A 14,054-nucleotide genomic window follows, 5' to 3' on the forward strand; every position below is an offset into this window, starting at 1 on the left:
AGGAGACAACTGCCTATGTATTCCATTAAATTGGGCTGCGGCCATATGCACTGCGGCGAGAACGCGGTGCGGACCCTGGCGGACCTGCCCGCGCAGCGCAAGCGGGCCTACATTGTCATGAGCGGCACCATCCAGCAGGACCTGGGCCAGCTCAAGATGGTCACCGACGTGCTGGAGGGCGCGGGCTTCACCTGGAAGGGCTATACCGACGTGGAGCCGGAGCCCAGCTTTCAGACCGTGCTCCGGGGCGCGGCGGATATGGCCGCCTTTGAGCCGGACTGGGTCATCGGCTTCGGCGGTGGCTCCGCCATGGACGCGGCCAAGGCCATGTGGGTCTTCTATGAGAACCCCGAATACCGGGAGCTGGAAGACGTGATGCCCCCCAATGAGATTAAGAATCTCCGGGAGAAGGCCCGGCTGTGCTGCATCCCCACCTCGGCGGGCACCGGCAGCGAGGCCACCCGTGCCGCTCTCATCAAGGACACGGTGAAAAAGAAGAAATACTCCATCCGCTGCATGAGGGGCCGCCTGGTCCCAGATGTGGCGGTGCTGGACCCCATCTTCACCACCACCATGCCCAAGAGCCTCACCGCCGCCTCCGGCATGGACGCACTGACTCACGCCATCGAGTCCTACGTCACCCCCATCGCAAACCCCTACTCGGACGCCATGGCCATGGCGTCCTTCCGGTACGGATTTCAGAACCTTGCAGAGTGCTATGAGCACGGGGACAATCTGGACGCCCGCGCCAAAATGCTGGCCGCCTCCTGCATGGGGGGCATCGCCTTCTCCAACTGTGCGCTGGGTATCGTCCACTCCATCGCCCACACCTTCGGCGCGGAGTACGGCGTGCCCCACGGACTGGCCAACGCCATCGTCCTGCCCTACGGGCTGAAATTCAATGCCGCGGACCCGGAGACCAAGGCCCGCTATGACGAGCTGGCCGCCCTGGTGGGCGAGCGGGACCTTCGGGAGGCGGTTCTGGCCCTGCGCAGGCGGATCAACGTGCCCGACGCCATGTGCGAGGTGGTGAAGGACGAGGCCGATTTCCGCGCCAAGCTGGACGCCCTGGTGGAAAAAGCCTTCGCCGATGTCTGCACCCCCTTTACTCCCCGCAAGCCCACCCCCGGGGAGATGAGGGCGCTGATTCTGGAGGTCTACTACGGGAGGCAGGCAGATTAAACACGGACAGGTCCCCTTGCCGGCTTTCGCAGCCGTGTCATTGGAACCCTTAAACCGCAATCTGTTCGCGGCATAAGAAGGCGGGGATTCTCGTATTGAGAATCCCCGCCTTCTTATGCCGCTATTTTAACCTGTAAAGCTCCACCCTGGCGCGGGAGTTCAGGGCTTCCCGCCGGACGGCGGCCTGGGGCGTGCCCGCCTCGGTGAGGGGCAGCGTGCAGGAGAGGGAGAAGGTAAAGCGGCTCCCCTGCCCCGGAGCGCTCTCCACCCGGATTTCCCCGCCGTGGAGCTCCACCAGCGCTTTCGTCAGCGCCAGACCCAGTCCGCTGCCGTCCTGCCGCCCGGAGAGGGAGGGCTGCTCGGTGCGAAAGCGGTCAAAGATATGGGGCAGGACCTCCGGCGCGATGCCGTAGCCGTCGTCCGCCACGCTGATGCGGCAGGCGTCCGCCTCCCACCGGAGGGATACCCGGACCGCTCCCCCCTCCGGCGTGTTCTTGATGGCGTTGGAGAGGAGGTTTAATAGGATGCGGTCCACGCAATCAGCGTCGCAGTTCAGCCACAGGGCCCCGTCGGGCACGGGCTCCAGGTACAGCGTCACCCCGCAGGCGTTGGCGTAGACCTCCGCCGAGGCCACGATATCCCGCAGCAGCTCCCCCAGCCTGTGCCGCCCCACCCGAAGACGGAAATACCCGTTTTCCATCCGGCTGGAGTCCAGCAGGTTGGCGGTGAGCCGCAGGAGCTTGTAGCAGTTCTCGTAGGCATAGCCGAAAAAACGGGCGTAGTCCCGCTGGAAGCGCTCCGGGTCCTCCATGCTGCTCTTTGTACGCATAAGATCCAGGGAGGAGAGGACGATGTTCAGCGGAGTCTTGAACTCGTGGGAGATGCCCGCGAGCAGCTCGCTCTTCATCCGCTCCAGGTTGACGGACGCTTCCAGGGCACTGTTGCGCGCCTCCATCCGGCGCTGGTCCGTAACGTCCCGGGCGATGGCGATGGTGCTGCCGTTCTCCATGTATTTCAGGTTGTTCTCCACGTAGCCCACCGTGCCGTCCAGAGATACAAAGCGGTTGCAAAAGCCCCGGACCACGCCCCGCGCCCTCATCTCCCGCAGGGTGCACAGGGCGAAGGCCCTGTCGTCCGGGTGGATGAAGTCGAAGATGGAGCGCCCCAGCAGAGCCTGGGGGGTGGAGCCCAGGCGGCGGGCGAAGGCGGGATTGATCTGGGCAAAGCGGCCATGGCCGTCGATGACGGTGATGTAGTCCACGCTCTCGTTGAAGATGGTCTCCCTGTCCGACTCCAGATGCCTGCGGTGGGCGAGCTCCTCCCTGAGCTGCTCATAGAGCAGGGCGCTGTAAAGCTGGTTGGACAGATAGCCGCAGATGGTGCGGCAGAACTCGTTCTCCCCACGTGTCAGGTCGCCGGGCCTGCGGATGACCACGGTGAGGGCGCCGACGGTCCGTTTCCCATGCTTGATGGGCAGGGAGATGATGCTCCTGCCCCCTGCCGCGTTCAGGGCCTCCCTGCCCAGGGGACTGGGGTAGTCCTCCACGGGGCAGACCTGGCGGGCGCCCTCCGTCACCGCTTGGTAGCCCACATAGTCCTGAATGCTCTGAAATTGAAAGGCCTGCAGGGGGTCCATCCCTCGGGGAATGACCCGGGAGATCCGCTCCCCCTGGCGGGCAAACACGCCGATGACGGCCACGTCCATCCGCTTGCGGATGGTGCGCTTGACACTGGAGACGATGGCGCGCAGGTCGGTGGTGTCGGTGGTCTCGGCAAGGTAGGCCGTCACGGCCGTCAGGTCGGCCCGGCGGGCCGCCAGCCGCGCCTCCTCCTCCTTGAGGCGGGTGACGTCACGGACCACTCCCACCAGGTAGGACTCACGGCCTCCCTGGGCGGGGTAGCAGCGACCGCTCTGCTCCAACCACTTGTATCGTCCCCGGACCAGCGCGCGGTGGACCACCCGGCAGGAACCGCCGTGCTGCAGCTTATCAAAAGCGGCCCGGACCGCCTCCCGGTCCTCGGGACAAACCAGCGCCCAAAAACCCTCCGGGGTGAGGCCGGGCCTCCGGGGAAGGCCATACATGCGGTAGACCTGGGAGGAGCACCAGCAGTGGCCGCTGGAGCAGAGGTAGAGCCAGCTTCCATTGCCGCCGGTCTGCTGGGCCAGGGCGCAGAACTGCTGGGGGGCAAAGCCCAGGCTGCCGGTCAGCTCCTCCAGACTATCCAAGGCCCCTCCCCCTTCCGACGGAGGCGATGCAGGCCCTCAGGGCCATCAGAAACCGCCCGTTGGCCGGTGGCGCGGCGCCGGTGTCCCCCAGGCCGGGGAGGGCGGAAAACTGACCGCCGTTCTGCTCCCATGCCCGGCGGATGGCCTTGCGGACCGCGCCCTCCACGCAGGCGGGGGTCGTCTCAAAGCGCTCCGCCACGCCGGCGTAGACGTCCTTTACGATGGAGCAGGGCCCTTGGGACTCCAGCAGCATCTCCACGCCGGCGATGCAGTAGCGGTAGCCCAGTACATGGGGCGGAATGCCCGCCGCCAGCACGGCCTGGGCCGCGTCCATGGGGAAGCCCGGTGCGGCGGTCCCGGCGGGCCGCTCCGCCACCAGCCGCACCCTGGCGCGCAGGGCGTCCAGGTCGTAGGGCTTGATCATGTAATAGTCGGCCCCCAGGGACAGCGCGGTGCTGGTAAAGGCGTCCTGCCCGATGGCGGAGGTGACGATGAAACGCGGTCTATGGGCCAGCTCCGCCTGGGCCAGCCGCTCCAGTACGGTGATGCCGTCCAGCTTGGGCATGATGAGGTCCAGCAGCACTACATCCGGCTGGCTCTGGGCAATGCGGAACAGGGCCTCTTCCCCGTCCCGCGCCACCCCGCACACCGTAATCTCAGACGTCAGGTTGAAGTAGTTCTCCAGGATGTCGCAGAGCTCAGGGTTGTCATCCACAATGAGCAGCCGGATTGCGGCCTCTTCCATCTCTCTCCCCCTGCCTTCCGCCCAGTACGGCCCAGGCGTCCGCGATCACGTCCGGCCCCTGGTCGAAGGGCACGGCGTTTTCATATAGATAGGCGAGCAGGTCCCTCGCGCTGGAGTCGTCTCCGCCAAAGCCGGTGACGGAGGTGCGCTCGCGGCCCTCCGCCGTCCGCTCGGAGAGGCGGACGCACAGGGCGGCCCCCTCACCGCCGAACAGGCTGTACTCCAGAGTCCTGGGGGACTGCAGCCCCCGCAGCGCGGAGAATTCCCTGCGGTACGAAACGATAGACATTTTGATATCCTCCCTTGCTTCATCCTGTGTTCATCTGACGCCGCGCACCGCGCGGCTTGTCTGTTTTCAGAATAAACGGTTACAAAAGAGAAGTCAAAATAGAAAAATCGTCTTTATTCGTACCGACTCCATTGTAGCAGAAATGCCGCCGACTGCAATCCCCAATGGCGAAGAAACGCCGCCGGCGGCAAAATAAAGCGGGAGGACGGCGGAAAATGCCGTCCTCCCGCTTTATTTCAGTGCGGGTCCCCGCGTTTTTACCGGGAGGCCGCGCCGTTCGCACCACAGGCTGCCTCCGCGCCGCCGCCGGGATTGTGCCGGGGCGGGCGGGTGAGGCGCCACTGCTCAAACTCCGGGATGGAGAGGGGCTTGGAGAAATAGTAGCCCTGAATCATGTCGCAGTCCACACCGAGAAGATAGTCCGCCTGCGCCTGGTTCTCGATCCCCTCGGCCACGGTGTGGATACCCAGCTTTTTGGCCAGGGAGAGGAAGCTGGCGATGATGGTCTGTCCCTTGGGGTTTGCGATCTCATTGAAGAACTGCCGGTCCAGCTTGATGGCGTCCACATCGAACTCCTGCAGCAGCGCCAGGGAGGAGAAACCCACGCCGAAGTCGTCCAGCGAGCAGAGGAACCCCCGCCGGTGCATCTCTCTGATGGACGCCTGGACAAGCTCCCGCTGCCGCTCGTTGAAAAAGGTGGACTCGGTGAGCTCTATTTCAATGGCGCCGTCCGGGATGCGGTACTGCGCCTTCAGCCGGGAGAGAGGATCGAGGAAGCGGGGGTTTTTGAAGTGGGCCCGGGACAGGTTGACCGATACCGTCACAAGGGGCTGCCCTTCGTCCATCCAGCGGCGCAGGGTGGCGCAGACCGCCTCGAAGACATAGAGATCCAACTGGCAGATGTTGTCGTTGCGCTCGAACAGGGGAATGAAATCACCCGGGGAGATGAGGCCGAGCTGGGGGTGGTTCCAGCGGACAAGGGCCTCGGCGCCGCCCAGAGCGCCGTCGCGCAGATACACCTTCGGCTGTAAATGGATGGTGAAGTCGCGGTTGGCCAGGGAGAGGGGAAACTGGACATTGAGCTCCTGCTCCCGCTTCATCCTCTGCATCAGGTCGGCGTCGTAAAAGGAGCAGACCGACTTCCCACCCTGGAGCTTGCACGCGGCCCGGGCGCGGGCCTCGATCAGTGTGATGTCCGCGCCGGGGTCGTCGATGAGACAGGCGCCCTGTGGGATGGTCAGGGGATAGCGAATTTCCGAGGGCCGGTCGGGGGCGTTGACGGCGGCCACCATGGCGTCGAGCCGGGCCCGAATCTGTTCCGTGCCGCTCTCTCTGAGGCAGAGCAGGAACTGGTCGGCGTTGGCCCTGGCGGCAAGCTCGCCCGCCTGAATGCGGCTGGTCAGCGTATGGTGCACATACCGGAGCAGCTTGTTGCCCGCGGAGACGCCATAATTTTCGTTGATGAGCTTAAAGCCCTTGATGTCCATCAGGACCACGGCATGTGTATGGGGCGCCATGCCGGGGACCAGCTTTTGATACGCCAGCCGGAACGCCGCCTCGTTCATCCCGCCGGTGAGCGGGTCCGTGTAGGCAACGGCCTCCAGCTGCCTGCGGTTGGTGCGGTAAAACTGGAACAGGGCGAGGAACAGCAGGCCGAAGGCGAGCACGCACCCGCCGATGAGCATCAGGGCGCGGAGAATATAGGCGTCGGCATAGCCGGAGATGAGGTCGGCCGGAACCAGAGTGAGCAGGAACCAGTCGTTTACGTTCAGTACATGGTAAGACATGAACAGCTCATTTCCGTCTGCTGCGGTGAACTGGAACACGCCGGACTGCCGGGCCGCCATGTCGGCCATCATCTGTGTGATGTGGCTGTGGGCCTTCGTACCCGAGCCGGACTGAAAGAGGTCGTCCAGCTGGAGGAAGGGCTTCAGGTCGGTGGGGGAGATGACCACGGTGCCCGTGCTGTCCACAATACAGGTCAGGCCGTTGCCGCTGTAGCTCCTGGGCTGGATGAGGGCCTGCACATTCTCCTTGCTGCGGATGCCAGCCAGCGTCAGTCCCGGATAATGATCCAAATCCACAGGCACGGAGAAGAGGAGGCTCTGTCCCTCCAGGTAGTCGACGGCGGGCTGCGCCGGAAAGCCCTGCTCTGCGGCGGACCGGGCGCCCAGGTACGTCTGGGTGAATCCCTGGGGCACGCTGCCCCCGTCCGGAACGATGACCGCAAGGGCGTCAAGGCCCAAAATCTCCGCCCGGTCCGCCAAGAAATCCTCCAGGGTATCCCGGTCGGGGAGAAAGGGGACCGAGCCCGCCACAACCTCCAGGGACTGCTCGCAGGCCCTGATCCGAGCAGAGATGTCGCTGGTCAGCTGGGAGGAGACGTCCGTGACATAAGCCTGCGTACTGCGGGCCAGGCCCTGCTTCAGGTCGGATGCGTTCCACAGCATCAGAGAGGTCATCAGAATCAGGATCATGGACACCAGAAGAATAGGCTTTTTGTAGAAAATAATATGATCAATCGGCCGCATATAAAAATCCCCTACATTATCCTCAGTAAGATTGGCAGGCGGCCCGGAATGCACGGAAAGGGCCATACCAAAATCCTATCATTCTTTGTGCGGCGGGACAATATAAAATCTGTGTACATCAACAGATGATTCTTGCATTCCGGCGCTGATTTCGATATACTCAGAGGGCAAAAAAGCGGAGGGATGGAAGATGAGAGAGCGTCAGACCCTGTTTACATATGTATACCGGGACCTGGAAGAGCAAATCCTGAGCGGCCGCCTGAAGTACGGCGACAAGCTCCCCTCCCTGAGCGGCCTGTCCGAGCGCTACCATGTGGGCGTCCGTACCGTGAAGGACGTGCTTTGCGCGCTGCGGGAGAAGGGGTACATCCGAACCGAGGAGAGGAAGGCGGCCGTGGTGGTCCACCGGCAGACGGAGCTCAGCGCCGCCGCAAGTTCCGTTCTGGAGCGCAGGACGGCCATACTGGAGGTATACCGCACGGTGGAGCTTTTGGAACCCCCGCTGCTGGCGTTCTGCGCCCGGATCTGTGGGGAGGAGGAGCGAAAGCGCCTGGCCCGGGATATTGCACGGCTCCGTGGAAAGGACCCGGAACAGCGCGGTCAGATCTGCACTGGGTGCATCCACGCTCTGGCGGAGGGGTCGCGGAGCCTCCTGATCGGCGACCTGTTCACGAGCCTTGGGAGCTATACCAGAATGCCGCTTTTCCGCGGCCGGGAGCGCTTTGTGGATCTGGTGGCGGAGCGCGGCGGCTTTCCGTCCGTCGCCTGGGCAATGGAGTCCCTGCCCACAAGGGATGCGGACGAGATTACAGCCCGGTTCGGCGCCGTGTTTCGCACCGTCACATCTGCGGTGCAGGCGTATCTGGACGAGATGTCCCGGACCTTCGGCGGGGTGCCGGAGGACCCCTCCAAGGGGTTTGACTGGGCGGCGGAGCGGGGGCGGGACCACTATTATATGCAGGTCACCCAGGACTTGATTGACAAAATCGGGACCGGGGAGTACGCTGCCGGGGCCTTCCTGCCCACGGAGGCGGCGCTGTCGGACGCTTACGGCGTCTGTATCGCCACTGTCCGAAAGGCGCTGTCCATGCTGAACGAATTGGGCTTTGGCCAGACTGTCCCGGCGAAAGGGACCCGGGTCGTCCTCCAGGACAATAAGGCGACGATGCGGGTGCTGAAAAACAAAACGTTTAAGAGAGATACCCTGCGGTATCTGAGCGGGCTGCAGCTGATGGCCGTCATCATACGCCCGGCCGCGGCGCTCGCCTGCGAAGGGATGGACGGGGAGACCCTGCGGGAGCTGGAGCAGCGGCTTCGGTCCTGCGGCGGCATTCCGCTGGACATTCTGGTTCAGTGGGTCATGGGGCACCAGTCCCTCCGGCCCATGAAGACGATTCTGCAGGCGACCAATCGGCTGCTGCACTGGGGCTACTATTTTGCCTTCTACAGCGACGGGCCATCCAGCGCGGAGCTGCTGACGCAGAAAAGCCTGGATGCATTTTCCTGCCTGCGGAGCGGCGACCGACAGGGCTTTGCCGACACGCTGTCCGCCTGCTACTGCCACATCCTTGAATTCGTCCGCGGTTTTATGGTTGAGTACGGACTCGCGGAGGCGGCGGGGATCGTCACCCCGGATTTGATTTGACCCGCCGCCCGACCACCCGGAAACAAAAAGATATCCGCCGGTTTTCCGGCGGATATCTTTTTGCATCGTTATCCCTTGCTAACGGCGCAGCGGTTGGCACGGTAGCCGGGAAAGCCGCTGTAGGGGTCCAGATGGACCTCGCTGACCAGGTCGTTGGCGTTTGCCTCCCGGTAGCCGTGGAAGAGATGGACCTCTCCGGGCTGAATTTTGGAGGTGGGGTGGGCCTTCACCCGGAGGTGGCCGGTGGGCGTCACGATCTCCATCCAGTCGTCCTTGGCGATGCCCAGCCGCTCCGCGTCCTCCAGGCTCAGATCCGCCGTGGGCTCGGGGCGCAGGCTGCGCAGCCAGGGTACCTCGTGGAGCCGGGAGTGGATGGCGTTGGGGATGCGGGCGCCGGTGATGAGCTTGAGGGGGTACTCCGCAGGGTCTCCGATGTGGTCGTCGAAGGGGTCCCGGTAGGTGGGCAGGGGATCGAGACCGTGGGACTGGGAGAACTCAGCCACCGCCTCGGACCAGAATTCAAACTTGCCGCTGGGGGTGGGGAAGCCATGCTCCAGCAGCTCGCCCGCCACATCGCCGTGAGCGCCGGGAACCTTGATGGGGAGGTCGCTGCCCTTCATCTGGTCAATGGTGACGTCCAGGTCCCGCAGCATGAAGGCGATGCCCGCTTCGTAGCCCTGTCGGAGCAGGTCGTCGTCCAGATCCATGACGGCGGCCAGCTCGGAGAGAATCTGTACGTCGTTCTTGGACTCGTACAGGGGCTTAATGACCGGGTTGGTAAACTGGGCATAGCCGCCGGGATAGGCCTTGAACTCCCCGCGCTCAAAGGAGGTGCAGGCGGGCAGCACAATATCGGCATATTTGGCGGTGTCCGTCATGAAAAGATCCACATCCACAAAGAAGTCCAGGGACTTGAGGGCCTCGTAGAACCTGCGGGTGTTGGGAAACATCTTGGCGTTCATACCGCAGGCGAAGACCGCCTTGATGGGGTAGGGCTTCTCCTCGGTAATCTGGCGCAGCAGGTCCATGGCCTGGAACTCGTCCACCAGCTTGGACCAGAGGGGGAAGCGCTCCTGGCCGATGCGGGGATGTTCGCTCTTGGGCTCCCGGCTGCGGTAGTACTCGTGCTCATAGGTCAGATAGCCGGCGCTCTGATCGTAGTAGGTGATGGTCTCAGGCAGGCAGCCGCCCGCACGGTCAAAATTGCCGGTGAGGGCGTTGAGGCAGATCATGGCCCGGTAGTTCTGGAAGCCGTTGATCTGGTGGGCCAGGGGGGCGGAGGACTCCTGGATGCAGGCCGGTCCGCTGGTGGCGTAAATCCGGGTTGCCTCAAGGATATCATCCGGGTCCAGACCGGTGATTTTGCTCACCCGGTCCAGGTCGAACTGGCTGACGTAGGCCTTGTACTGCTCGAAGCCGTGGGTGTACTTCTCAATATAGTCCAGATCCGCCCAGCCGTTGTCGATGATGAGCTTGGCCATGCCCAGGGCCAGCGCGCCGTCGGTGCCCGCCTTGAGCTGCAGATGCATGTCGGCCAGCTTGGCGGTGGCAGGGGTCTTCCGGGGGTCGATAATGATGATCTTGCCGCCCTTGTCCTTAAAGGCCTGGAGTCGGGGCAGGGCCAGGTGCTTGGAGTAGTAGGGGTTCAGGGCCCAGCCCAGCAGCACGTTGGAATTGCCCATGTCGGGGCCGGCGGCGTAGAGACCGGCGGTGGCCTCCCATGCCATCACGGCGGACTTATAGCAGGTGGAGCACTCGGAGCCGTAGTTGATGGAGCCGAAGGAGTAGGCGAAGCGGTGGAGGAACTGGCGGTACCACTTGGTATAACCCGAGAAGAAGGCCACGGAGTCGGGCCCCAGGGTTTCCTTCACGGCGTTCAGCCGCCGGGCGATCTCGGCGTAGGCCTCGTCCCAGGTGATGGGCTCAAACTTGCCCTCTCCCCGCTCGCCCACCCGGCGCAGGGGAGTGCGCAGGCGGTCGGAGCGGTAGATGTACTGGCGGCTGGCGTGGCCCTTGGTGCAGATTTTGCCCTTGTTGCGGGGGTGCTCCTTGGTGCCCTCCACCTTGATGACCACGCCGTCCTTCACATAGGCGTCGATGCCGCAGTGGGTGCAGGGGCAGCAGATGTCGCAGATGGTGCGTTTGACCTCGATGCCCGTCTCGGGGCAGGGAATTTTTGCTTTCAGCAGCGCTTCCATATTATCCATATTTGCCTCACTTACCCTTACAGAGTGAATAGCTTGCCCAGCCTGGGAATCTTCACGCCGACCCGGGCGTGGCGCAGCGCGCCCCAGAGCGTGACCTGGTTGCTGGTGACCACCGGCAGGCCGAAGTCGGTCTCGATGGTCTCGATGATGTCCAGCACGTTCAGGCCTGTGCAGCTGATGAAGATGCAGTCGGAATGGGAGAGGTCCAGCTCCTTCACCTTCTGGTACACGAAGCTGGGCTGGATGTCCGCGATGGACTTCTCGGTCTGATGCATGCCCCGGATGCCGGTGACGCCGATGCCGTGGGACTCCAGAAATTGCTTTTCAATGGCGTTGGTGTCGTCAGGATAGGGGGTGATGGCGGCCACCTTGCCCACGCCCAGGCGGGCGAAGCCCTCCATCAGCACCGTGCTGGTGGTGAGGCCGGGCGCACCGCTGGCGCGCTCTATGCGGCGGATGCACTCCTGATCGAAGCCCGGTCCGCCGATGAGGCTGCCCGAGGTGCAGCCGAACATCACCAGGTCGTGGCGGCGGGTGGAGAAGACCTTGGCGCAGTCCTCCAGCAGGTCGGCCATCTCCATCAGGCCCTCCGGGCTGGGCATGCCGCCGAAGGGGACCCGGGTGGTGATGACGCCCACGCCGTCGGGCACGAAGCGGTGAAAATCCCGCTCCATGGAAGCGCCGGTGCCGGGGTTAATGAGGCCGATTTCAGCTCTCCAAGCATACATGTCGTAGATCCTCCGTTTCTATTTAAACAAATGCGCCCGGACGTTTCGGGGTCATTCTAGGTCAGGCGCAGGGTCCGGCCCGCGCCCAGGCGGCGGGCTTTTTCCACCAGATGCACGCCCACGGCGATGTCCAGCGTGCCCATCCCCATGTGGGAGAAGACGATCCGCTCCCGGTCATTTTCCCGGCCGGGGACCTTGCCGCAGACAATCTCCCCCAGGGAGGCGTAGACGTCCGACGGGTCGAGCAGATGGCCGAAGCTGGGGTGCTCCAGAATCTCGATGCGGTCGGATTCCCGGTGGCCCACCACCCACTTATCGCAGAAGCGGCTGATTTGGGGCTCAATGTCGTTAAAGGCGAACATGGCGTCCACCAGGCACCCCTCGGGCAGCCATTCGGCCCGGATGAGCGGGGTGCGGCAGGTGGTGGCGGTGAGCAGAATGTCGGAGCACTCCGCCAGGTCCCGGGGGCTCTGCGCAATCTCCAGCCGGGCGCGCAGCGTGCCCTCCGTCTCCCGGACGTACCGCTCCAGCTTGTCGGGCGTGGCGCTGTAGACGATGATGCGCTCCAGGTCGAAATGCTCGTCGAAGGAGCGGACGGCGCAGCGTCCCTGGGCCCCGCAGCCCAGAACGCCCAGGGTCTTGGCGCCCTTGCGGGCCAGGTGCTTGGCGGCCACCACCGCGTGGCCGCCGGCGGTGCGCATATTGGTGATGGCGGTGGCGTCCAGAATGGCGTAGGGCATACCGTTGTCCATCCGGCTGAGCACCAGCACATGGGCCCAGATGGTGGGGTAGCCGTCGGGCTGGGCGGGGTAGAAGTTGGTCCATTTCACGCCGGAGGCGTTCAGGCTTTCCAGGCAGCCGGGCATGGCGAAAATGCAGTTGGCCCGGTGGGGACCCACCCGCATGACCTCCTTGGACGGCACGAGCATCCGGCCGCTGCCGTCGGCCCGAAAGGCGTCCTCCACCGCGCGCACCACGTCGGCGTAGGTCAGAAGGGACTCCACCTCCTGCCTGGACAGGAAGAGGACGTCTACCTGATGTTCATCCATAGGTTGTTCCTCCTTGGGGGCGGGGGCGCCGCCCGCGGGCATTACGCCTTCAGGTACTCGCCCAGGATGGACAGGTCCTCCACATCCTCCAGGCGGTTCATGATGAGGTCCACCAGCTTGTCGCACTGCTCGGCAGTAAAGATGGTGGCGGTGGCGACGCGGAAGTTCTCGATACACTCCTCGCGGGTATAGGGGTTCTGGGGGTGGCCCTTGGGGAACTGGATGGAGTCCTCGTAGGCCGTACCGTCCTTGAGGGTGATCTTCATCTCGTAGGTGGGGTAGCCGCCCTCGCGGAAGCGGTCGAACTGGGAGCTGACCCGCTCCACGCGGCCCACGCCCTTGAAGCGGTTGGCCATCTCCAGAATGACGGGGTCCTTGAGGTACTTCTCCTCGGCCCACTCCCAGCCCAGCTGGGGCCCGCGCAGGTACATGGCCAGGCAGAAGGGAATGGAGAACTGGGCGCGGACGGTGGAGGGGTAGCCCTCGGGCCAGTTTTCGCTGCGGTTGGGGATAAAGGGGGACATCTCGATGGACTCGATGTCGTCGGCCTTGATGCCGTTGGCGGTGACCATGCGGTGCAGCAGGTCCAGGGGAGCCTGAATCCACATATTGGCGGGCCAGTTCTTCAGCAGCATATCCATCAGGTAGTAGTGGCTGCCCAGCTCCTTGTCGAACCAGTCCCAGTCGCACTGGTCGGAGACGCCGAACCAGTACCCGCCGTACTCCTCCAGCGCGTCCCTCAGGGTGGTGATGCCCTTGTCCACGATGAGGGAGCACTCCACGCCCATCTTGGCGGTCAGGCCGTAGGTGTAGTGGTAGAAGTCGGTGTTGGTGGCGTTGATCTGCTCGGTGGCCACGGGGCACATGCCCGCGGCGGTGCCGATGAGCTGGTTGAGCTTGTCGGCGGACAGATTCAGCAGCTTGCCGGACACGGCGGTGGGGGCGAAAATCTGCCAGCAGTAGAGGCCCCAGCCCGCGTCGAAGCGCTCGGGCGTGGGCTGCACCGCCATGGCGATGCGCTGGTAGACCTCGAACCCGCCGACAAAGGAGGTCAGATAGTCCTTGCCGGACTTGCCGTAGGCCTCGGCCACCGCCAGGCCCGCGGGCACCGCGCCGGAGCAGGGGTGGCCGGTCCAGGAGCAGTCCTCCCAGTCCAGAAAGTCGCTCATCATGCCGTTGGCAAAGGCGGCGCTGGTGACGGAGACCTTGGAGCCGTCGCCGAAGATGGTGGCGCCCCGCTCGCTCTCACCCATGACCTTGGCGACCTCAATGGCCTCGCGGACGGTCTTGGCCTTGGCCGCGCCCAGGGCCACGCCCACGGTGTGCAGGGTGACCATCTTTGCCCGTTCAATCACCTCGGCGGGAATATTCTCATACTTCAGGTCTGCCAGATAGTCGGCCAGAATTTGGGTGTACTTTTTCATGGTTGCACCTCCAGAAAATATAAAGAA

General features: G+C 64.0%; 10 protein-coding genes. 2 read left to right on the forward strand and 8 right to left on the reverse strand.

Going from position 1 to position 14,054, the window contains the following annotated elements:
• The first annotated feature begins 15 nt into the window (after positions 1-15).
• Positions 16-1,182: an iron-containing alcohol dehydrogenase gene (locus tag H8S62_RS14055; protein ID WP_186919909.1), complete on the forward strand. Its 1,167-nt coding sequence runs from the start codon at positions 16-18 to the stop codon at positions 1,180-1,182.
• 121 nt (positions 1,183-1,303) lie between these two features.
• Here H8S62_RS14055 and H8S62_RS14060 read toward each other — a convergent pair whose 3' ends face one another.
• The 4 genes from H8S62_RS14060 to H8S62_RS14075 form a co-directional block, all read right to left on the reverse strand.
• Positions 1,304-3,409, reverse strand: a complete 2,106-nt coding sequence (locus tag H8S62_RS14060) for a sensor histidine kinase (RefSeq protein ID WP_186919910.1) — start codon at positions 3,407-3,409, stop codon at positions 1,304-1,306.
• The gene (locus H8S62_RS14065) at positions 3,402-4,154 is read right to left on the reverse strand and encodes a response regulator (protein WP_186919912.1); all 753 of its coding nucleotides are present in this window, start codon (positions 4,152-4,154) and stop codon (positions 3,402-3,404) included. The genes H8S62_RS14060 and H8S62_RS14065 overlap by 8 nt, the downstream gene beginning before the upstream one ends.
• Positions 4,117-4,443, reverse strand: a complete 327-nt coding sequence (locus tag H8S62_RS14070) for a hypothetical protein (RefSeq protein WP_155148341.1) — start codon at positions 4,441-4,443, stop codon at positions 4,117-4,119. The genes H8S62_RS14065 and H8S62_RS14070 overlap by 38 nt, the downstream gene beginning before the upstream one ends.
• A gap of 257 nt (positions 4,444-4,700) precedes the next feature.
• Positions 4,701-6,974: a GGDEF and EAL domain-containing protein gene (locus tag H8S62_RS14075; protein WP_186919914.1), complete on the reverse strand. Its 2,274-nt coding sequence runs from the start codon at positions 6,972-6,974 to the stop codon at positions 4,701-4,703.
• Between the two features lie 190 nt (positions 6,975-7,164).
• Between H8S62_RS14075 and H8S62_RS14080 the strand changes: the two genes are divergently transcribed.
• Positions 7,165-8,619, forward strand: a complete 1,455-nt coding sequence (locus tag H8S62_RS14080; protein WP_186919916.1) for a GntR family transcriptional regulator — start codon at positions 7,165-7,167, stop codon at positions 8,617-8,619.
• Positions 8,620-8,687: 68 nt separating this feature from the next.
• On the opposite strand, the gene H8S62_RS14085 is transcribed toward H8S62_RS14080, so the two are convergent.
• From H8S62_RS14085 to H8S62_RS14100, 4 genes are read right to left on the reverse strand one after another with little or no spacing between them, the layout of a single operon-like run.
• Positions 8,688-10,826 (reverse strand): molybdopterin-containing oxidoreductase family protein, encoded by a 2,139-nt coding sequence (locus tag H8S62_RS14085; RefSeq protein WP_155148335.1) that lies wholly within the window; start codon positions 10,824-10,826, stop codon positions 8,688-8,690.
• A 17-nt stretch (positions 10,827-10,843) separates the two neighbouring features.
• Positions 10,844-11,554, reverse strand: coding sequence for a maleate cis-trans isomerase family protein (locus H8S62_RS14090; protein WP_155148333.1), 711 nt, complete (start codon positions 11,552-11,554; stop codon positions 10,844-10,846).
• Positions 11,555-11,610: 56 nt separating this feature from the next.
• Positions 11,611-12,603, reverse strand: coding sequence for an ornithine cyclodeaminase family protein (locus tag H8S62_RS14095; RefSeq protein ID WP_186919918.1), 993 nt, complete (start codon positions 12,601-12,603; stop codon positions 11,611-11,613).
• Positions 12,604-12,644: 41 nt separating this feature from the next.
• Entirely contained in the window at positions 12,645-14,027 is a 1,383-nt protein-coding gene (locus H8S62_RS14100; protein WP_155148329.1) for an MmgE/PrpD family protein, read from the reverse strand.
• Positions 14,028-14,054 lie beyond the last annotated feature (27 nt).

Source organism: Lawsonibacter faecis (assembly GCF_014287675.1).
In the GTDB taxonomy this organism is placed as follows: Bacteria; Bacillota; Clostridia; order Oscillospirales; family Oscillospiraceae; genus Pseudoflavonifractor; species Pseudoflavonifractor faecis.

Excerpts from the sequence above, each read along its gene's own strand:
- H8S62_RS14055 (WP_186919909.1), top strand. The coding sequence starts at position 16 with ATGTATTCCATTAAATTGGGCTGCGGCCATATGCACTGCGGCGAGAAC.
- H8S62_RS14065 (WP_186919912.1), bottom strand. The coding sequence starts at position 4,154 with ATGGAAGAGGCCGCAATCCGGCTGCTCATTGTGGATGACAACCCTGAG.
- H8S62_RS14070 (WP_155148341.1), bottom strand. The coding sequence starts at position 4,443 with ATGTCTATCGTTTCGTACCGCAGGGAATTCTCCGCGCTGCGGGGGCTG.
- H8S62_RS14075 (WP_186919914.1), bottom strand. The coding sequence starts at position 6,974 with ATGCGGCCGATTGATCATATTATTTTCTACAAAAAGCCTATTCTTCTG.
- H8S62_RS14080 (WP_186919916.1), top strand. The coding sequence starts at position 7,165 with ATGAGAGAGCGTCAGACCCTGTTTACATATGTATACCGGGACCTGGAA.
- H8S62_RS14085 (WP_155148335.1), bottom strand. The coding sequence starts at position 10,826 with ATGGATAATATGGAAGCGCTGCTGAAAGCAAAAATTCCCTGCCCCGAG.
- H8S62_RS14090 (WP_155148333.1), bottom strand. The coding sequence starts at position 11,554 with ATGTATGCTTGGAGAGCTGAAATCGGCCTCATTAACCCCGGCACCGGC.
- H8S62_RS14095 (WP_186919918.1), bottom strand. The coding sequence starts at position 12,603 with ATGGATGAACATCAGGTAGACGTCCTCTTCCTGTCCAGGCAGGAGGTG.
- H8S62_RS14100 (WP_155148329.1), bottom strand. The coding sequence starts at position 14,027 with ATGAAAAAGTACACCCAAATTCTGGCCGACTATCTGGCAGACCTGAAG.